Source organism: Rheinheimera sp. F8 (genome assembly GCF_001518915.1).
This window is the reverse complement of record NZ_CP013656.1, coordinates 1,778,677-1,798,322: the sequence shown is the minus strand read 5'-3', so window position 1 is coordinate 1,798,322 and position 19,646 is coordinate 1,778,677. Positions and strand designations below refer to the sequence as shown.

The 19,646-nt window shown below is 54.4% G+C and carries 16 protein-coding genes; 6 read left to right on the top strand and 10 right to left on the bottom strand.

The genetic code is table 11. The features are described from left to right. Window position 1 precedes the first annotated feature (1 nt). The 5 genes from ATY27_RS08090 to ATY27_RS08070 all read right to left on the bottom strand — a co-directional run bounded on the left by ATY27_RS08090 (window position 2) and on the right by ATY27_RS08070 (window position 7,450). A complete protein-coding gene (locus ATY27_RS08090) occupies window positions 2–1,558 on the bottom strand; it encodes a cytochrome ubiquinol oxidase subunit I (protein ID WP_208933094.1) in 1,557 nt (518 codons plus the stop codon). A gap of 316 nt (window positions 1,559–1,874) precedes the next feature. Beyond that, window positions 1,875–2,945 carry a Gfo/Idh/MocA family oxidoreductase gene (locus tag ATY27_RS08085; protein WP_208933093.1) on the bottom strand — a complete coding sequence of 357 codons (1,071 nt, stop codon included), beginning with the start codon at window positions 2,943–2,945 and terminating at the stop codon, window positions 1,875–1,877. A 38-nt stretch (window positions 2,946–2,983) separates the two neighbouring features. Further along, a complete protein-coding gene (locus ATY27_RS08080) occupies window positions 2,984–5,365 on the bottom strand; it encodes an NdvB protein (protein ID WP_208933092.1) in 2,382 nt (793 codons plus the stop codon). Continuing rightward, window positions 5,365–6,789 carry an MFS transporter gene (locus tag ATY27_RS08075; RefSeq protein ID WP_208933091.1) on the bottom strand — a complete coding sequence of 475 codons (1,425 nt, stop codon included), beginning with the start codon at window positions 6,787–6,789 and terminating at the stop codon, window positions 5,365–5,367. Before ATY27_RS08075 ends, ATY27_RS08080 begins: the two co-directional genes overlap by 1 nt. Before the next feature lie 28 nt (window positions 6,790–6,817). Beyond that, window positions 6,818–7,450, bottom strand: coding sequence for a gluconokinase, GntK/IdnK-type (locus tag ATY27_RS08070; protein ID WP_244151419.1), 633 nt, complete (start codon window positions 7,448–7,450; stop codon window positions 6,818–6,820). Between the two features lie 198 nt (window positions 7,451–7,648). On the opposite strand from ATY27_RS08070, the gene ATY27_RS08065 reads away from it, so the two are divergent. The 5 genes from ATY27_RS08065 (at window position 7,649) to ATY27_RS08045 (ending at window position 11,549) form a co-directional block, all read left to right on the top strand. After that, entirely contained in the window at window positions 7,649–8,674 is a 1,026-nt protein-coding gene (locus ATY27_RS08065) for a LacI family DNA-binding transcriptional regulator (RefSeq protein ID WP_208933090.1), read from the top strand. A gap of 141 nt (window positions 8,675–8,815) precedes the next feature. Beyond that, window positions 8,816–10,330, top strand: a complete 1,515-nt coding sequence (locus ATY27_RS08060) for a serine hydrolase (protein ID WP_208933089.1) — start codon at window positions 8,816–8,818, stop codon at window positions 10,328–10,330. Window positions 10,331–10,356: 26 nt separating this feature from the next. Further along, window positions 10,357–10,749: a DUF6249 domain-containing protein gene (locus tag ATY27_RS08055; protein ID WP_208933088.1), complete on the top strand. Its 393-nt coding sequence runs from the start codon at window positions 10,357–10,359 to the stop codon at window positions 10,747–10,749. A gap of 9 nt (window positions 10,750–10,758) precedes the next feature. After that, window positions 10,759–11,319 carry an RNA polymerase sigma factor gene (locus tag ATY27_RS08050; protein WP_208933087.1) on the top strand — a complete coding sequence of 187 codons (561 nt, stop codon included), beginning with the start codon at window positions 10,759–10,761 and terminating at the stop codon, window positions 11,317–11,319. Then, window positions 11,319–11,549, top strand: coding sequence for a hypothetical protein (locus ATY27_RS08045; RefSeq protein ID WP_208933086.1), 231 nt, complete (start codon window positions 11,319–11,321; stop codon window positions 11,547–11,549). Before ATY27_RS08050 ends, ATY27_RS08045 begins: the two co-directional genes overlap by 1 nt. A 3-nt stretch (window positions 11,550–11,552) precedes the next feature. Here the strand turns inward: ATY27_RS08045 and ATY27_RS08040 are convergent, their stop codons facing one another. Beyond that, the gene (locus ATY27_RS08040; protein WP_208933085.1) at window positions 11,553–12,098 is read right to left on the bottom strand and encodes a DUF4256 domain-containing protein; all 546 of its coding nucleotides are present in this window, start codon (window positions 12,096–12,098) and stop codon (window positions 11,553–11,555) included. Window positions 12,099–12,120: 22 nt separating this feature from the next. After that, a complete protein-coding gene (locus tag ATY27_RS08035; protein WP_208933084.1) occupies window positions 12,121–12,933 on the bottom strand; it encodes an AraC family transcriptional regulator in 813 nt (270 codons plus the stop codon). Between the two features lie 111 nt (window positions 12,934–13,044). Between ATY27_RS08035 and ggt the strand changes: the two genes are divergently transcribed. Continuing rightward, window positions 13,045–14,787 (top strand): gamma-glutamyltransferase, encoded by a 1,743-nt coding sequence (ggt, locus tag ATY27_RS08030; RefSeq protein WP_208933083.1) that lies wholly within the window; start codon window positions 13,045–13,047, stop codon window positions 14,785–14,787. A 193-nt stretch (window positions 14,788–14,980) separates the two neighbouring features. Here ggt and ATY27_RS08025 read toward each other — a convergent pair whose 3' ends face one another. The 3 genes from ATY27_RS08025 to ATY27_RS08015 form a co-directional block, all read right to left on the bottom strand. After that, a complete protein-coding gene (locus tag ATY27_RS08025; RefSeq protein WP_208933082.1) occupies window positions 14,981–17,443 on the bottom strand; it encodes a TonB-dependent receptor in 2,463 nt (820 codons plus the stop codon). Between the two features lie 414 nt (window positions 17,444–17,857). Beyond that, window positions 17,858–19,051 (bottom strand): metallophosphoesterase, encoded by a 1,194-nt coding sequence (locus ATY27_RS08020; RefSeq protein ID WP_208933081.1) that lies wholly within the window; start codon window positions 19,049–19,051, stop codon window positions 17,858–17,860. Between the two features lie 25 nt (window positions 19,052–19,076). Beyond that, complete coding sequence (locus ATY27_RS08015; protein WP_208933080.1) at window positions 19,077–19,646, bottom strand: hypothetical protein; 570 nt, start codon at window positions 19,644–19,646, stop codon at window positions 19,077–19,079.

Sequence of the window (19,646 nt, the reverse complement as noted above, 5' to 3'; positions counted from 1 at the left end):
GTTACACCTCAGTCGCTTTGCCGGTTTCGAAATCATATTTGCCGGTATGCAGGCTGGACGGGCCTTTGCGGGCGAAATGCTGCATCAGCCAGACTTCGATAATCAGGAAAATGGTATAGAGCACTGAAATCAGGATCAGACTGGTCCAGATCTCCGCCGGGGTTAAACCAGAAGCAGCCAGATGGGTGGGTAATACTTCACCGACCGCCCAGGGCTGACGGCCATATTCAGCGACAAACCAGCCGGCCTCACAGGCGATCCACGGCAGTGGTAAGCCCAGTACCGCGGCGCGTAATAACCAGGTTGGTTTCTTTTCCAGTCGTTTCGCGCTGTAGTAAAAACTCAGCGCAAAAATCACCAGCAAGGCAAAACCCGCCGCGACCATGATGCGGAAACTCCAGAACATCGGCGCCACTTTTGGGATACTGCCATCTACTGCCGCCTGAATCTGTTCAGGCGTGGCTTTGGTTGGGTCTTCTGCATAAGCCGTGACTAGCAGGCCATAGCCTAAGTCTTTTTTCACGCTGTCAAAAGCCGCTTTGGTCTCAGCCGAGGTATCACCAGCACGCAGCAGACGCAATAAGCGATAGGCTTCGATACCGTTGACGATACGGGCGCGGTGTTGCTCTTTTAAGTCCTTCAGACCACTGACCGGTTCATCCAGTGAACGGGTCGCAATCAGACCGAGCGCGTAAGGAATTTTGACGGCGTAATCAGTGGTTTGAGTTTCACTGTTTGGCACACCAATCACAGTAAAAGATGCCGGTGCCGGATGGGTGTCCCACTCGGCTTCAACAGCGGCCAGCTTCACTTTTTGCACGTCACCCAGCTCATAACCGGATTCATCACCGAGCACAATTACCGACACAGACGCCGCCAGACCAAAGGCCGAAGCGATGGCAAAACTGCGGCGGGCGAAAGCTAAATCGCGGCCTTTGAGCATATACCAGGCCGAAATCGCTAAGATAAACATCGCACCAGTGACATAACCAGCCGACACGGTATGGACAAATTTGACCTGCGCTACCGGGTTAAAAATGACTTCGCTGAAGCTGGTCATTTCCATCCGCATCGTCACATAGTTAAATTCAGCGCCCACCGGGTTTTGCATCCAGCCATTGGCGATCAGAATCCACAAGGCCGACAGGTTGGAACCCAGCGCCACCAGCCAGGTTACGGCTAAATGCTGCACCTTGCTTAAGCGGTCCCAGCCGAAGAAAAACAAACCAACCAACGTCGATTCGAGGAAAAATGCCATCAGGCCTTCAATCGCCAGCGGCGCGCCAAAAATGTCGCCAACATAATGCGAATAATAGGACCAGTTGGTGCCGAACTGGAATTCCATCGCGATACCGGTGGTGACCCCGAGCGCGAAGTTAATGGCAAATAACTTGCCCCAGAATTTGGTCATATCGCGGTAAATTTCTTTGCCGGTCATCACATAAACCGACTCCATGATCGCCAGTAAAAACGTCATACCAAGCGTCAGTGGCACAAATAAGAAGTGGTACATTGCCGTAAAGGCAAACTGCAAGCGCGAGAGTTCGACGATATCCATCCACCGTCTCCTGTGTGTTAACTTAATTAATTACTAATATACAGTGCACCAATCGAAAGCGTCGTTGCTGAAAGCTATTGGGTTGATCAGCATCAAAGATTGCGACCACCAAAGAGATACCCCTTTTGAGACCCGCGGTTTTATTGTCCGCCTGTAGCGTCTGGTTTACTTTGATTAGAATCAAACTGTCGGAGAGGAAATCGCATCGCAGCAGAATAACTCGCAGCGGCTTTCGTATGCGAAATCCGCTGAAGTATTGAAGTGGAATGTTTTTTTTGCAAACCGGCGGCTGTTGCCGTGGTGGGCGAAGATTCGACTAGTTGCCTGGTCGTGGCATTAGCCCGGCCGCCTGATACAAAGCGTCAATACCCTGCATTTGTGTCAGCGCATCCGAGCCGCCGGTCAGCGGCGTGGCACCGTGCTGCAGGCAATCCAGCAAGTGTTGCAGCTGGTAGAAATATGTGGTTCGGCCGTCGGTCTGTGGCGGTATTTGCCGGGACTCCCCCTGCAGCGGGCTGTCAGCTGTGGCCGCTGTCAGCTGCAACTGATAACCCTGCTGTGGTGCGACCAGATTATCAATGGTCAGGCAACCATGTGTGCCCTCCAGCTGCAGATAAGCCAGATGCTGCGTGCCCAGATGTTCTGCCATCGAACACCCCAGATGTGCCGTCACTGCCGGTGCTGTTGCCGGCATAAATAACAGCTTGGCGCTGAAACTGCTGTCCACTTGTGGACTGTCACAAATCGCGCCGGCGTGCTGGATCTGATAGCTATCTCCAAACAAAGTGCGTAACCAATGCAGCGGATAACAACCCAAATCCATCAAAGCGCCGCCACCAAGCGCCAGCTCATGGCGTAACGAGCCGGCAAATGCCGGGATCCGCACCGAAAAATGACTGCGCGCAGTATGAATGTCGCCGAGAGCACCGCTGTGCAACAGTGCTTCCACTTGCAAAAACAGCGGGTGAAAGCGGTAGTGATAACCTTCCAGCAACAGCACTTGCCGGCTATCAGCAGCTTCCAGCATTGCTTTGGCCTGCAGTGCATTCATCGCAAAAGGTTTTTCGCACAGCACATGTTTACCGGCGCGCGCGGCGGCAATACTCCAGGTCGCATGCAAAGACGCCGGTAAGGCGTTGTACACCAGATCAATGTCCGGATCGTCCAGCAATGCCTGATAACTGCCATAACTTTTGGCAATGCCATGTGACGCCGCAAAGGCATCGGCTTTGGCCTGCGAAGATGCAGCCACCGCCACCACTTCAGCACGGTCGGCCAGCAATAATACCGGCTCCAGCACAGCACGGGCGCTGATCCGCGCCGCGCCCAACAGCCCAATCCGCACTTTAGCTGGGGTTGGGGCTGACTCAGTGTCATATACCGGCATCGCTGACTCCTTGATTGCTCTTTACTGTTTGGCTGTCATCACAACGGCAACAAAACCCGCAAGCGGTACGTTTGGCCGGCCACAATGTCAGGCAGCACATTAGCTGCCAACATCTGTTCGCCAAGGTAAATCTGCATGCTTTGGATCCCGGCCTGTCGTGTCAGGCTGAGTTCAACAGTCGCGCCGCGGAACTGCCGGCGCACTGATGCTTCTGGCCAATGCGCCGGCAGCTGCGGCTGGATCCGCAGCCCGTTGCCTTCACCTTTCAGGCCAAACAGATGTTCAATCAGGCAGCGGTACACCCAATGCACAGTGCCGGTATTAAACAGCTGACTGGAGCGGCCGGCCGTGCGTGGATACTGGCTATAAGCGCCGCGATAATAATTCGGCAAAAATACCGGCAACTGGCCACGCTGACGCTGATCGGCTTCATCGTCTGACGGCAGCATCTGGCGCAGCGTGTGAAAGGCCCGATCGGCATCGCCAATCTGATACAAGGCATACAGATAAAACGCTGCCGCATGGTTATACACAGAACCGTTTTCGGCCGAACCCGGGAATTTCTGTGTGACGCGGCCCACATCATCCCGCATCGCGGTATAAGCCGGCGCCAGCATTTGCACGCCATACGGGGTTTGCAACTGGGTATCCACGGCCTGCAACAACGCCTGTTGCTGCGCCGCACTGGCTGCACCGCTTAACAATGCCCAGCTTTGCGGGTTCAGGTAAATCCGTCCCTCAGGGTCTTTGCTGATGCCAAACACGACGTTGTCGTCGGTGATGCCACGGCCATACCACTGGCCATCCCACAGATAATGGTTCACCGCCTGATTAAAAGCTGCTGCTTTGGCGCGGTAATCGTCCGCCAGCGCCGTTTCGCCTTGAGTCTCAATGAGTTCCGCCCAGGTATTCAGTGCATAAGCCGCGGCAAGGCTGAGCCAGCCCGACACACCACGGCCTTTGTAGCCGACCATATTCATCGGGTCACACCAGTCGCCCTGCTCGATGTAACTTAAACAACGCTCGTCTTTTTTCTGCCAGAGCCAATGCATAGCGCGGTGCAGATGTTCGCGCACAGTAGTGGTGCCGGCGGCGGTTTCTTTGTAGCCGACTTGCTCGTCCAGCACCGACCAATCGTTGGTTTCATCAAGATAAGCGCGCAGAAACAGCGGCAGCCAGACACATTGGTCGGTATGCGGCACCTGATTGATATATTTCAGCTGCGCATCCGGATGCAGCAAAATGCCGTCCGGCATTTCGCCGCTCTGATGCTGCTGCGACAGCGCCGTCAACAGCGCCTGCCGGGCCGTCTGCGGCGCCAGATAGGCCATGCCCATATTGTCCTGCAGATAGTTGCGTGTCTGTGGATCTGTGGTCAGCCGGTTCACTTCACCGTGGTAATACACCTGGCGCGGCAGCCACTGATTAACAAAATTATCCAGGCCCGTATCCGGTGTGCGGATCTGAATAGCTGGTGTTATCGCGTCCATGCGCGCCTGACTTTGGGCAATAGCTGCAGCAAAGCCGTCGCTCTGCGCCGAGCCAAAAAACCGCTGCCGGATGGCGGCGATTTCGGCCAGATCTTTAGCCGGACCAAACACAAAGCGGAATAACTCATTGGCCCCGACGCCAAGCTCCATATCGTACTGCAGCACACAAGCCGGGGTTTCATAATCAGCATTGCTGTTTGTGAGCCTGTCAGCGCTGACACCAGCCGGCGCTGCCAGCCCACCTTCGCCTTCAAACTGCTGCTGATTCGCTTCCCACGCCAGCGGCGCGCGTTCTGCCAGTAAAAAGGTCTGATCTTTAAAGTCTTTTTGTTTGAAATAGTCCGGATATTTTTGGTAAGGCGTCACGCTGCTGCAGACCACGGCCTGCAAATCGGCTTCATAACGGCCGCCCTGATTCATCCAGGACATATAGCCAACCGGGAAATACGGGTACAGACTGAGTCGGCGCGTGGCGGTGCCTAAATTTCGCACCCGCAACTGCCACAGTTCCAGCGGCGCATCCGGCGCCAGAGCCAGCCGCCATTCCAGCCGCAATTCCCCATCCAGTTCCAGCTGCCAACAGATGTCGGCCGCGCCTGCGGAAAACACGAATTTTGCCGGCTGCCGGCGAACTGGTTCATAAGGTACCGACCACAGCTCGCCACTGTCCTGATCTTTGACATACACAAACCGGCCAGGATGATGGGCGTAATACGGCTGCTCCGGTTGCATAAAAGTTTTGGCTTCCAGATTCGGCGCATGGGCGTATTTGGCCGGTTCCGGCTGCATAAACTGGGCAGTGGCATAACCACGGCAGTTCAGCTGGATCATCATGGCTGGGTTCCATAAGAACGCGGCGGCCTGCGGCATGGCGGTGGCACTGAACAATTGATAACGCTGCCCCGTAGCGTCCGGATTCATCAAAGGCATCAGGTTTTACTCCCGGAAATATCGGTATCAGAAACAGAACTATCTTTATCATTGGCGGCTTCACGTCGTGCGGTCAGCTCCTGTTGCAGCGCAGTGACCTGAGCTTCAGACAACGGATAACACCACATCACAGCCGCAGCCAGCAGCGCGACAATGCCGGGGATCAGCGACATCAGCCACAAAATACCTTGTTGCGAACCGGCATTTTGCTCCGCGTTGGCGACATACCCCAGCAGCGCCAGCACCCAGCCGATGGTGGCCGATGCGAGCGCGCCACCGAGTTTTTGCGAAAAAGTCGCGGCCGAAAACGTCATGGCCGTAGCGCGCCGGCCAGTGCGCCATTCGTTGTAATCCGCGCTGTCGGCGTACATCGAAAATGCCAGCGGTGACTTCGGCCCCAGCACAAAACCAATCGCCAGATTCAGCGCAAATACCAATGTAATGTTATCCGGCGGCACAAAATACAGCGCCAGCGACATCACACCGGCCAGGCTCATCAGCAACATCATCAGGGTCTTTTTCGCCAGAAAGCGCGTCATCAAAGGGGTCGATGCGGCGCCAAGTGCCAGCGCTAACATGTAACTGGACAAAAACTCGCCGACCAGCTGTGGCTGCTGCAGATAATATTTGAAGTAATACACCGCGCTGCTGGCGCGCATCGTGATGGTGATCATGATCACCAGCGCCAGGCAAAACAGCACCAGCCAGGGTTTGTTGCCGGCCAAATCGCGGATGTCCTGCCACACCGGCGCCGGCACAGTGCTAACCGGCTGAATGCGCTCGCGGGTCGTGGCAAAAGTGACGAGAAATAGCAGCGCCGCCGCCACACCAAACAACCCCATCGTCAGCTGCCAGCCAAGCACGTCATCGCCTTGCCCCAACAAAGGCACCAGTTTAGGTGTCAGATAAGTGACTAAAATGCCGCCGGTAAAACCACCGATAAAACGGAAACTGACCAGCGTGGTGCGGTCCTGACTGTTGGCAGTGATGACGCCGGACAGCGCTGAATACGGAATATTAATGCCGGTATAAATCAGCATCAGCAGGCTGTAAGTGCCATAGGCCCAGATTAATTTGCCGTCGGCGTCGAGATCGGGCGTGGTGTAAGTCAGCACACCGGCGCCCGCCAGCGGTAACGCCAGCCACAACAGATAAGGCCGGAACTTACCAAAACGCGTGCGGGTCCGGTCGGCGATAGCGCCCATCATCGGGTCGGTAAAAGCATCAATGATTTTGGTGATCAACATCATAGTGCCGGCTGCGGCGGCAGAGATGCCAAACACATCGGTATAAAAAATCAGTAAAAATGCCGAGATATTGGCCCAGTAGAAGTTAAAGCCGATGTCGCCGACGCCATAACCGACTTTTTCGCCAAGCCCAAGCCGCTGTGCTGCAGGACTGGTGCTGCTGGTGGTGTTTGTCATTTTGCTAACCCTGTATCATCCGGCACGGTCACATCGCCGGTTTTGTGTTAGCGCTATCAGCAGTCAGCTGCAACGCCTGAAAGATGTTTTTAAGTTGTTCCGGCACAGGCAACCGCAGGTCCAGCCACAACACGTCCGGCTCCAGCACCGGCACCTGCATCGTCGCGAGCTGACTATGCAACATAGATTCGGGCATAAAATGCGCCGTACGGGCGCGTAACCGTGCCGCCAGCACGTCGGCCGGGCCATGCAGATAGACGAATAACGGCGCTGCCGCTGCTGCGCGGATTTGCGCCCGTTGCTGCTGAATCAGCCCCGAGTAACTCAGTACTGTTGGCAGGCCTTGGGCCTGTTGTTGCTGTAGCGCCTGACACAACAAACCGACCCAGTGCTGACGCAGTTCCGGCGTGAGCGGCTGGCCAGATGCCATCATTTGCTTGGCAGTGGCGGAATGAAAATCGTCGCCTTCCAGAAAGGTCCAGCCCAGCGCGTCTGCGCAGTGCCTTGCCAGGGTAGATTTGCCGCTGCCGGCAACCCCCATCAGAATTAATGTTTGCGGCTTGTGCCCACTGACGCCGGGAGCAACAGCATGGCTTGAACCTGTCATCTGTTCTGGGGTGCTTAACGCTGATGGGTCGTCAGCTGCGGTATCACGCGGCATCTGCCTGTCCTTCTTTTGCTGGGATCCGGTGCTGCTGTCCGGGAATAAAGAAATCGCTTACAACAATGCTGACACAGCTTAATTCAGACAAAATGTTAGCGCAACCATTTTGACCTCAATAGCGATTTTCCGTTAAGGTAAGCCGATTCTTTATTTGTACAGCAGCTGCCAGCAGCATCACCCGCAGGACTCCCGCCGATGAATCGTAAACCCAATTTAAAAGATGTGGCTGAACTGGCCGGTGTCAGTGCTATCACAGTATCGCGGGTGCTGACGACGCCGGAAAAAGTGTCGGACAAACTGCGGCAGAAAATTGAACAGGCGATCCACGAACTGGGTTATATCCGCAACCACGCCGCCAGCGCGCTGGCTTCCAACCGCTCCGGTGTGCTGGCGGTGATCATCCCGTCTTTGTCCAATATCGTGTTTAACGAAGTGCTGCAGGGCATTTACAGCGCAGTGAAGCCACACCAGCTGCAGGTTATCCTCGGTGATTGCCATTATTCGCCGTTGGAAGAAGAAAAACTGATCGCCACTTTGTTAAGCCAGGCACCGGAAGGCGTGATCCTGACCGGCACCGACCAGACCGATTACGCCCGCAAACTGTTGCAAAACGCTGGCATTCCGGTGGTCCAGCTGATGGAACTGACCGACCAGCCGATTGATATCAATATCGGTTTTTCCCATCTGGACGCCGGTATGGCGATGACCCAACATCTGCTGGCGCGCGGTTATCGCCGGATTGGGTTTCTCGGCGCCCGGATGGATCCGCGCACGCAACAACGCCTGGCTGGCTTTAAGCGCGCAATTGAAGACTGGAACCTGGCACAGGCCCGTGAGTCTCAGGCGTTGTGCCAGCAGTTTGTCGTCACTACGGGCCAGTCGTCGTCGATTAAACTTGGTGGCCAGCTGCTACAGGCCGTAATGGCCGAATCGCAGGGTCAGTGTGATGCGGTGTTTTGCTGCAACGACGACCTGGCGCTTGGTGCTTTGTTTGAAGCACGCAAGATGAACCTGCGGGTCCCTGCCGACCTCGCCATCGCCGGTTTTAATGACCTCGAAGCTTCGGCACTGGTCGAACCCGGTATTACCAGCGTGGCAGCGCCGCGTTTTGCCATGGGCAAACAGGCGGTAGAACTACTGATGCAAAAGGCCAGCGGCGGGCAACGTGAATTCTCCCCGATCGACGTGGGTTACAGCATTATGGTGCGCGGCTCGACCTGAGCACAGCTCTGGCCTGCACTGTACCCAATAACGCCGCCATCTTAGGCCGGATTTTTTTTCGCAAAAATATTCGCTAAAGTGAAATCCAAAGCCAATCCGGCGTGCATCTAAGTTTCAGCATATTCAACCGGAGAACCCAAAATGCTGAAACTCACTTTATCCCTGCTCACGGCGGCTGTATTCAGCCTGTGCTGTAAAACCGCAGAAGCGGCACAGATGCCATATACCGCGGAAACGCTGCATCAGATACTGAGCGCCAAAGACGCAGAATTTTTCCAACGCGGTTTTAATCAGTGTGATCTGGCTTATCTGGAGACCACCGTCAGCCCCGAGCTGAAGTTTTACCACGATCGCGGCGGTTTTCAGGATAAAAAACTCTTTATGCAAAGTGTCCGGCAACACCTGTGCAGTGACCCGGCACATAAGCCGATCCGCAAACTGGTTGCCGGCAGTTTACGGACTTTTCCGTTATACAAAGACCAAACGCTGTACGGCGCAATCCAGCACGGGGAACATGAATTTTACCTGCGCGAGCCCGGCAAAACCGATCGGCTGACCGGAACGGCACGTTTTACTTCGGTCTGGCTAAAGCAAGGCGACGACTGGATCCTCAGTGACGTGCTGAGTTATGACCATCAGGACCCTGGCGTCAGCGCGCCTGAAGCAGTGGCCGTCGCTCCCAACAAACCCATTACAGAGCCGTCTGCCGCCTTTATCAAAGGCTTATTGAAACAACATCAGGTGCCGGCGCTGGGCCTGGGTTTGATCAGTAACGGCAAGCTGCAGTCCGTGCGGGTCTATGGTGAATTACAACAAGGGGTGCCGGCGCCGGCCAATACCTTGTTTAAAGTGGCGTCGCTGACCAAACCTATTGTCAGCCTGCTGACCTTGCGTCTGGTTGGCGCAGGCAAACTCAGCCTGGATGAAAAACTGGCGCAATATTGGGTGGACCCCGATATAAAAGCGGACCCGCGCCACCTGTTATTAACACCGAGGCTGGTACTCACCCATCAGACTGGTTTTGCCAACTGGCGTTATTTAGAGCCAACTAAAAAACTGCAGTTTCAGTTTCAGCCCGGTACCAGGCATCAGTATTCCGGCGAAGGCTTTGAATATCTGCGTAAAGCGCTGGAAGCGAAATTTGGCCAGCCGCTGGAACAGCTGGCAGAACAGTATGTATTCACGCCGGCCGGCATGACAGATACGCATTTTTACTGGACGCCGGCAGTCGACGAGCAGCGTTATGCCCGTAACCACGATGCCAAAGGCGAGCAGCTGCCACTGGAAAAATATACCACCGCCAATGCCGCGGCCAACCTGCTGACCACAGTCGAAGACTACAGCAAGTTTCTGTTGTTTGTGCTGGCCCAACAACAGGCGATGCCGGCTCTTTACCAGCAAATGCAGAGCATTCAGGTACCACTCAAAGCCAATAATGGCGTTGGCCTTGGCTGGGAAATTTTTTCCGGCTTTTCGACCGGCGAAGCACTATTACTGCATACCGGCAGAGATCCGGGAGTATCTACCGCAGCCATGCTGTTTCCGCAAAGCGGCAATGGCTATGTGATTTTTATGAATGGCGACAACAATGTCCCGGTGCTTGAACAACTGCTGCCACAGTTGTACCTTGGCGCTGAACTGTGGCAGCGCAAATAAGCCACGAATAACAACGGATAAAAGTGATGAATGGTCAAGAGTGGGCAGAGATCCTGGTACCTTTAATTTCGTTCAGTGCGGGAGTGGCTGTACTGGCGTTGTTATTGCTGTACAAGTACAAGAAAAAGCAGCTGTTTTTGCAGATGGTCGAACGCACTCTGCACCAACAGGCGCCGCTGCAGCCGGAGACCATCCGCGAAGTCGCTAACCACTTTTTCTCTGCCAACCGCGACTTACGCAAAGGCATTTTTTTGCTGGTGCTGGCGCTGGCCATTCTGGCTTTTTCTGCTCTGGCCGATTTTCGTCAAAACGGCAATCTGGATTTAAATGATGCCCTGAACGGTATTGCGATGTTGCCGGGGATGCTGGGTCTGGCCTTTTTACTGTTGGCCAGGCTTGACCGCCAGCGGTCGCGTTAAGCCAGCACTGTGGCAAAACCGCCATCCAACCGGCCAGCGCTGCAACAGGCATCAGTCGACCAACTGGTTGCTATCGTGCAGGCCTGTGGCGACAACGCGGCTTTTAATGAACTATTTGGCCGGTTTGAGCGCAAACTGCGGGCATTTTTATTGTATAAATCCAGCGACAGCAAGTTTGAAGTTGATGATTTAATGCAGGAAACTTACGTCAAAGCCTTCCTGCATATCGTTCAGTATCAGCAACAGGCGGAGTTTTCGACCTGGCTGTTACGCATAGCCATCAATGAGTTATTGCAGGCCAAACGCGCGCAAGGCATTTTTGTCCGGCTGAAACAACGCTGGTTTCACAGCGAACCGCAAGCGCAGAGCCATACCGACCAGAGCGCCGAACAGCGCGACGCGGCGGCCTTACTGGCATGCCTCAGTGATGTGCAGCAGCAAGTCTTTGTTTGTGCTGAATTTTATGGTTATTCACAAAGCGAAATTGCCGAGCAGTTGCAGTTGCCGCTCGGCAGCGTCAAAACCTACATGAAACAGGCGCGCGACGCGCTCGACAGGATAAGCAGCTGATGATGAAACTGAAATGGCAACTCCGGCTGCGGCTTTGGCTGTGGCAACAACGCCGCTATCTGATCCTGAGCGCTGCCAGCCTGCTGGCTGCAGTGCTGCTGCTGGCAGGCAACGCCATGTTGCTGTCGTTGGTGCCGGCATTACCGGTGATGGCAGTACCGCTGCTGACTTTGGGTCAGCTGGGCATTGCCGGGCTTTTAGTGACGCTGGTGCTGATAGTGTCTGATTAACAGTTACACCCGTACCAGCCCGCGAAACCCGCGGGCGGCGTAATAAGAATCAGCACCATTGTGGTAGATAAAGACCTGATCATAACGCCGGTCGCCAAACAGCGCCCCGCCTAAGCTACGGATTTCAGCCGGCGTGGCAATCCAGCTGGAAGTTTTTTGATCCACCGCCTTGATGCTTTGCAATAAGCGGTATTGCTGTTCGTTTAATAGCTCAATGCCAATCTGCGCTGCCAGTTCACTGACGCAACCAGCTGGTTTGTTGGCTTTGCGTGCATCCAGCGCTTTGCGGTCAAAACACAAACTACGCCGCCCAATTGGGCTTTCTGCCGAGAAATCACAAAACAGCAATTCGCCGGTTTGCGCATCCACCGCCAGCAGATTTGGTTCGCCGCCGCTGGCTTCCATCGCCGCCAGCACTTCAAGTTTGGCCGGTGCAGCCTGCAGCCTAGCCTGTATTTGTGGCCAGCTCAGGTCTGGATGGCGCTCAGGGTGTCCTGTAAAACGTTGTTGCAAAATATCCAGCATTGTTGATACGGCTAACAAATCCATAAACTATCTCCGCTATCGTTTTTTACTGCTGCTGTAGGGCTGCCCACACCTTGGGAGTAGTGCCAAAACACTGTTTAAAATGCCGGTGCAGATGACTCTGATCGGTAAAGCCGCAACAGATGGCGACCTGAACCAGCGGCAAGCCACGTTCTATCAGGGTTTTCGCTTTCTGCAGCCGTTTCAGGATCACGTAGCGGTAAGGCGTGGTGCCGTACAGTGCCCTGAAATCCCGGGTGACCTGCCACTTACTGTATTGGGAAATCACCGCCAGTTCATCCAGCGTGATCTCGGCAGGCATACAGGCATCGACGGCAATCATATCGTCGATATATTGCCGTACCCGGTTCATTGCCTGATAGTTGGCTTTGGTATGCCGGATGCTGTTGCTGGTGTTTTGCTGCAAACAGCAAGCAAATGAATAGATCAGCTCCTGCTGCTCTAAGATTTCCAGTGGTCGATTAAACTCTGCTAACAACGCACTGGCGATGCGGACAAAATGCAGGTCTTTGGATACACCGCCGGGCAAAAACGGCAAACTTGCGCCTTGTAGAACCTGTTGCACCTCGGCCGGATCAATAGTGATGGCGCGATAGGCAAACGGACTTTCAGTACCGGCCTGACCATCATGCAGTTCGTCAGGGTGCAGTATCACTACCTCGCCCGGCAATGAATGGCGCAGTTCACCGCGATAATGAAAACTTTGCACACCGGATGTCGTTAAGGCCAGTGTATAAGTATCGTGACGATGCGGCGCATAAGCCAGACCGCTGAAACAAGCTTCGAATCGCTCTGTCTCCCCGGCGGCACGTTTGACCCATCCCTGGTTTTTCCTCATCGGGGGCGATACTCCTGAATGTAGGGGCTGTTGGCAGCGCAATATCGTGCAATAACATGCTCAGTGATGGCTTTACTATATCGCTGAATGTAAACCATTTGGAAATTAAACATGATCGATGGACTGAAACGATTTTTACTCTGGACGCTGGCAATTGCCACTGTGGTCGCCATTGCGGCCATTGTCGCCGGTTTTTCCTTCCGCGCAGGCTTAGGTACGCCGACAGAACAATTCCACGAAAAGGCGGTCTATGCGCCCAACGGCGTGGTCAGCACCAGTCAGCCACTGGCCAGTCAGGCTGGTTTAGCGGTGCTGCAGCACGGCGGCAATGCGGTGGATGCGGCAGTGACTGCCGCTGCGGTATTAAGTGTGGTCGAGCCTTATATGACCGGCATCGGTGGCGACATGTATGCCATGGTTTGGCTGGAAAAAGAGCAGCGGCTGGTCGGCATTAATGGCAGTGGCCATGCCGGCGCTTTGATGACTTTTGACGCCATTGCCAAACGTGGACGCATTCCCGGTGAAGGCCCACTGTCGATAACACTCCCCGGTGCTTTATCCGGTTGGGCCAAACTGCTGGAAGCCCATGGCACCTTGACCCTGGCCGAGGCGCTGGCGCCGGCCATCGCGCTGGCTGAACAGGGTTTTCCGGTGTCCAAAGCCACAGCCAACGAGTGGGCTTTGTTTGAAGGACAAATCAATTGGGACCCGGGCGCCCGCGCCACCTTTCTCATCGATGGCAAACGCACGCCTGCCGCCGGTGAATGGTTTACCAACCCCGATTATGCTAATTCGCTGAAGCTCATCGCTGCCGAAGGGCCACAAGCACTGTATGGCGGGCCATTAGGTGAAAAGATTGCCGCCGGTGTGCAGGCGCTGGGCGGCTTTTTAACCGCAGCGGATTTTGCCAATTACAGCGCCGAATGGGTCGAGCCGATGTCGGTCTCCTATAAAGGCTACCGGTTGTGGGAATTACCGCCTAATGGTCAGGGCATTGCCGCCTTAGAAATGCTGAAGATTTTAGAGCCTTATGATTTGGCTGCCATGCAGCACAATTCTGCCGACTATCTGCACCATTTGATTGAAGCAAAAAAACTGGCCTACGCTGATTTGGAGCATTTTGTTGGTGACCCTGCTTTTATGCAGATAAAGCCTGAACAGTTATTGTCCGACGAAGTGATCGCTAGGCGCCGGACTTTTCTGGATGCCGGCAAGGCCATGACCAGGGCTGATCCGGAACCTTCGCTGACGACCAGCGATACCACATACCTGAGCACAGCAGACAAAGACGGTAATATGGTGTCCTTTATTAATAGCCTCGCCGGCCCTTTTGGTTCCGGCATTGTGGTGCCGGGCACTGGTTTTGCACTGCAAAACCGCGGTGTCGGATTATCGGCGCAAGCCGGCAGAGCCAATACCGTCGCGCCCGGCCGGCGGCCATTTCATACTATTATTCCCGGCTTTGTCACCAAAACAGACGCGCAAGGGAAACAACAGCCCTGGCTGAGTTTTGGCATTGTTGGCGGGCCGCAGCAGCCGCAGGCGCATGTGCAGGTGCTGCTGAATATGCTGGTGTTTAATATGGACATTCAGGAAGCCATCGATGCGCCGAGGTTCCGGCACTGGGAAGACAACAGAGTGAGCTTTGAGCAAGCGATCTCACCAAACACCGTTGAGCGTTTATATAGCATGGGCCATGCGCCGCAAAACCCCGTGATGGCGACAGCGCAGGGCTTTTTTCATGGCAATAATCCCGGATTGATCTTTGGCGGTGGCCAGGGCGTGATGAAAGCAGAGAAAGGTTATATCGCCGGCTCTGATTCCAGACGCGACGGCGTAGCAGCGGCTTACTGAACAATGCATGCCATGGCGGTAAAGACGGTACTTACCGGATAAAAAAACTGCCAGCGAGCTGGCAGGTGTATTCACACGAATTGCAGGACAATGCAAAAAAGCGGGTAAACAGGGCAGAGCAAAAGTCACACGAGAGTTAAAAGGCCCGGCGGAGTTCGCCGGGCCTGCGGTCTTCTGACAAAATTACCGCAGTTTAGTCAAAGCTGACATTAAAGCGCACGCCAAAAGTACGTGGCGCCTGCCACATATAATTTGGCACCGGGTCGCCATGCGTGCGGCCCTGATCACTCTTGATGTCACGGTCTGACACGTTGTTGATAAAAGCTTCTAAGCTCCAGTCGGCATTGACCGGCTCGTAGCTCAGGCTCAGGTCCAGTTTGCTGTATGCATCCTGCCGGTCGATATCAGCAGCAAATGGCAGATTACGGAAGCCGGCCGGTCTGTCGCCGCGGTTGGCCGGGTCAAACCAAACTTCCGAGGAATAACTTAAGCGAGCCCGCGGTTTTAACGTCGCGCCACTTCGCAGGCCAATCTGATGCTCATAACTTAACGATGCGCTGAACTCCGGCGCCAGCACCAATTTGTTGCCACTAAAATCCAGCAGGTTTGGCTGACTGGCCACGCCGGCTGACGGGTTAAACAGCTTGCCATCCGCACCGTACTTAGAATCTGTGGTCAGGAACTCATCATACTTGGCGTCCAGCACAGATGCCGACATACTCAGCTCGCCATTACTGCCCACCAGATACCGGCCTTCCAGCTCCAAACCGTTAATAGTCGCTTTACCGGCGTTGGTTTTACGCAGTAAATCAGCGCCTGTTGCCGTCACCACGTTACTGGTCACCTGCAGATCTGTGTATTCGGTGGAGAATAAAGTGGCGAACAGCTGCAGGCTCTTGTCAAAGAACATGCCTTTCATACCGAACTCAATACTCTGGTTTTCTTCCGGCGCGACATAAGCATTGGTGCCGGCCGCTTCGTCGTTGTTGGCGGCGATAATGGCATTCAGCGCGGCCTGGTCAAACGGGCCTGTGCCTTTATAGCTGCCACCATCCTGAATAGTGCCGGACTTAAAGCCGGTGGCATAAGAGCCGTACATCATGATGTCGCTGCTCAGGTCATATTCCAGCCGTGCCATGCCGGTGGTTTTATCCCATTCTGGGCTGGTGTCGTTGTAGGAATCGACCCAGCATTGGCCCGGTTGTACCAGGAACTTATTCGGCGCCAGGCCACCGAGCAGGTTAGACGGATCTGCTGCGTTGTTTGGGAACACCGTCAGTGCTTTATTTTCAGTGCGTTTGACATCCGGACACATAATGTTGCGGCCGCCACGGTCCCAGCGTTCGTCTTTGGTGTAACGCAGGCCGGCACTGAGGCGCCAGTCGTCATTCAGGTGATAAGTACTTTGTGCATACAGGCTGTTAGACAACAAACCACGGTCTGGCTGGCGATATGTGGACCAGAGGTTTTTATTTGGCGTTTTACCGCCTTCGTAGTCGTTCCCCGGGTGCACAATGTCAAAGTGCGTCAGGTTATTTTCTTTGAAGTAGAAATATCCGACCATCCACTGCAACTGCTCGCCGTCGGCATTTTTCAGCTGCAATTCGTGTTGGACCGCTTCGTGTGTACATTCGACACAACCGCCCCACTCGTATTTGGTCAGGCTCCAGGTGCGGTCCCACACTGAGACACGGCTGGAATCGGTATAACCACCGATATAAGAGGCTTCCACGCCGGAATCAAAACGGTAGTTGATACGGGTGCGTAATGAGTCAATCTGGAAATCGTTGTAACCCGGTTCCTGCACATAAGAACTGCGGTCTGAGCCACCAGTCAGTGTTGGGATCTGGCCTGTGCCTTTGTCGGTGAAATTTTCATAAGAGAAAGTCCAGTCAATATTGTCGGCTGGCTGATAAAAAGTGCTGATGCGCGCCGCGGCTAAATCAGTCGAGCCATATTTATCACCAAGCGCCGATCCCGGCAGGAAATCCACCACGCCTTCGGACTGATCCGACGCTGCAGCGACACGCACCGCAAAGGTTTCACTGAGTGGCATATTCAGTGCTGCACGCACCGCTTTGCGGTCATAGTTACCGAGCGTCACTTCAGCGTTGCCTTCAACACCGTCCAGCCGCGCTTTGGCAGTATGTAAATTCACCACACCACCGGTGGCGTTACGGCCAAATAAAGTGCCTTGCGGGCCACGCAGAATTTCTGCGCCTTCTAAGTCAAACATCAGCGCGGACGCGCCTTGCGAGCGGGCGGAATAAACGCCGTCAATGTGGAAGGCCACTGCCGGATCGCCACTTTCAGTCTGGTCGGAAGAACCAATACCGCGGATGTAGACCATCGGCGTGTTCTGTGTGCCGTTTTGGGCAATTTGCAGACTCGGCACTATGCCCTGCAGGTCATCCAGTTGCAGCACGTGGTTTTCGTCCAGGGTTTTCTGGTCAAAAGCTGTCACCGCCAAAGGCGTTTCCCGCAAGGTTGTAACCCTTTTGGTCGCAGTGACGGATATAACTTCAATCTCGCGTTCGGCGTTGTCGCCGGCCTGTGTTTGTTGTTCTGACTCTTGTGCCTGCGCCAATGCCGGTAAAGTGCCGGTCAGCAGCAGACTGGTAAAGAGCGCCAGTGGGCGGAGTGGGAATTTGTTCACGTTTAGATACCTATCCTGTTGACGGTGGAGTCGCCAGCCTGACAGCGCAACCAATTTGCGCAACTGCCGGCCAATCTGTTTGTATGGCTGTACCCAATACGGCTGAAGCCCTGCTTTATCTGACTTAGTTATCAGAACCAGCAATGCACCACATAGGCCATGCTACTGAGTCCGGCTAAATTACCTACAACAAAATGTTAGCGCAACCATTTTATGAAACATTCTGCAAAATTTGCGATAAATACCTGCTATTCGCACAGCGTCGCTACGACAGATAAACTGGCTGTTTTTTAATCATCACACGATGTGCAGTCAGGAATTAGCAGAGATTTTCATACAATGATTGCGCAATCAGCAGCTGCATTCACTGCTGATTGCAAGGAGAATTACCGCAGGATAAAGCGGCCGGCAGGCTTATAACGGATCGGCACTGCCGTCTGCCAGCAAGCGGAAATACTGGCCGTCACGGATCAGCAGGCCCTCGCTGCTGCGCGGCGGGATGCTGCCACGATAGTCGCGCGGCTGGCGCACGTTAATCGCCAGCACTTTGCCGTTAAACAAGCTGTGTACCCGGCGCTGCGGCGTATGACCCACCACTACTGCACTGGCATCAAAGGCGGTCAGCGTTTTTTCCACTTCGGTTTGAGTTAAATCCGCGTCGAAATAACCGCGATACCAGGACGGGCCGTCGCGGGTCGATAACAACAGGTCGCTGGCTGCGGCATTTTTCTTTGGATAAAAAGCTGTGCGATAGTTTGCCCGGACTATGGTATTCATATCTTCCAGCGAATAATTCCGTGTTGCCAGCTTAGGATGTAAGCCGCCGTGCACAAACAAATGGCCATTGATCAGTTCCGCGGTATTTTTGCTGGCCAGCCAGCGACCGAGCAGACTGTTATCGCCATATAAATCAATTTGTTGCTTGCCCAGCACTGTCGCGACAAACTGGTATTTTTTATCTGCGGCCTGAAAATTGCCCTGCAGGTTTTTGATTTCATGATTACCGAGGATGTAATGCACAGTGCCGCCCTGAGCCCGCGCCGCCTGTTCCAGCTGATAAATGAACCATAACACTTGCGTGGTTGAAGGCCCGCGATCGGTCATGTCCCCGAGTAACACCAGATGGCCCTTGCCAAAGGTCCAGTTCAGATTTGCATCGATGACCCGGTGCGCCTGCAAAAAATCGCGCAGGGTTTTGTAGGCACTTTCGATATCAGAAATGGCCAGAATGGGTTCATTGTCCTGATAACGGAGCGGCGGTGGGATAAAACTGCCATCTGGCGCCCGGTCCGGGCTGCTGCCATCAATCGTCAGGGCAAAATGGTTGTCTTCCAGTGGAAAATACACCTGCGTCTGTACCTTGGCTGTCAGCGGCACTGTTTGTTGCTCGAGATAAAAGCCGGATTCACCATCGCCGCGGATAAAATTCAGCTGCATCTGGTCGCCGACAAAAAACACATGCGGGCCTTCGCCGCCAACTTTATAAGCCCGGCGGTCGTCGCCGTAATCGATATCGATACTAAATACCACCGCAAGGCCGAGCGCCAGACCCAGCAGGACAAGGCTGGTGAAGCTGAAATGTTTCAGATTAGTCCAGAGCAGTTTCATCAATAATTCCTTTTAAATCCTGCACTCACATATGTTGCTTCAGCACATGCAGCACTTTACGGGTCAGTAAGGCGACTCCAGCTGCCAGCAATGTCGCCACCGGCACTATCCACCAGCCCATCACCTCGGGCGTTGCCAGCGGCGGCACCGAAACAAATCCCACGACGATGCTGTTGCCGTGCGGTGTAGACCAGACACCGACTGATCCTGGCAGCAGGAATTTCGCCCCGGCGACAAATAACAAACTCAGCGCCGTGCTGAAACCGAACACCGCCATGGCGAAATACAAACTGGCGGTTACCGTCTTTTTCACCCGCTGAATAGCCCGGAAGCCACGCGGCGGCGGCGCGCCTTCTTCGATATGGGCGACATACAACGCCGCCAGCTGGCGCGCCTCGCCAAAGCCACGCAGAATTTCTGCCACGTCTGCGGTTTGGCCGGCGGCAGTCTGCTGCTCCAGCACATCAAACAAATGGCTTTCAATTTCGCGGATCACTTCCTGCGTTTCATGCGGCGCAAGCCGGGATAAATAACGACGTAAATCATTGAGATAACGATGGATCATCTCGTTATTGTGCAATTCAGCTGCAGACAT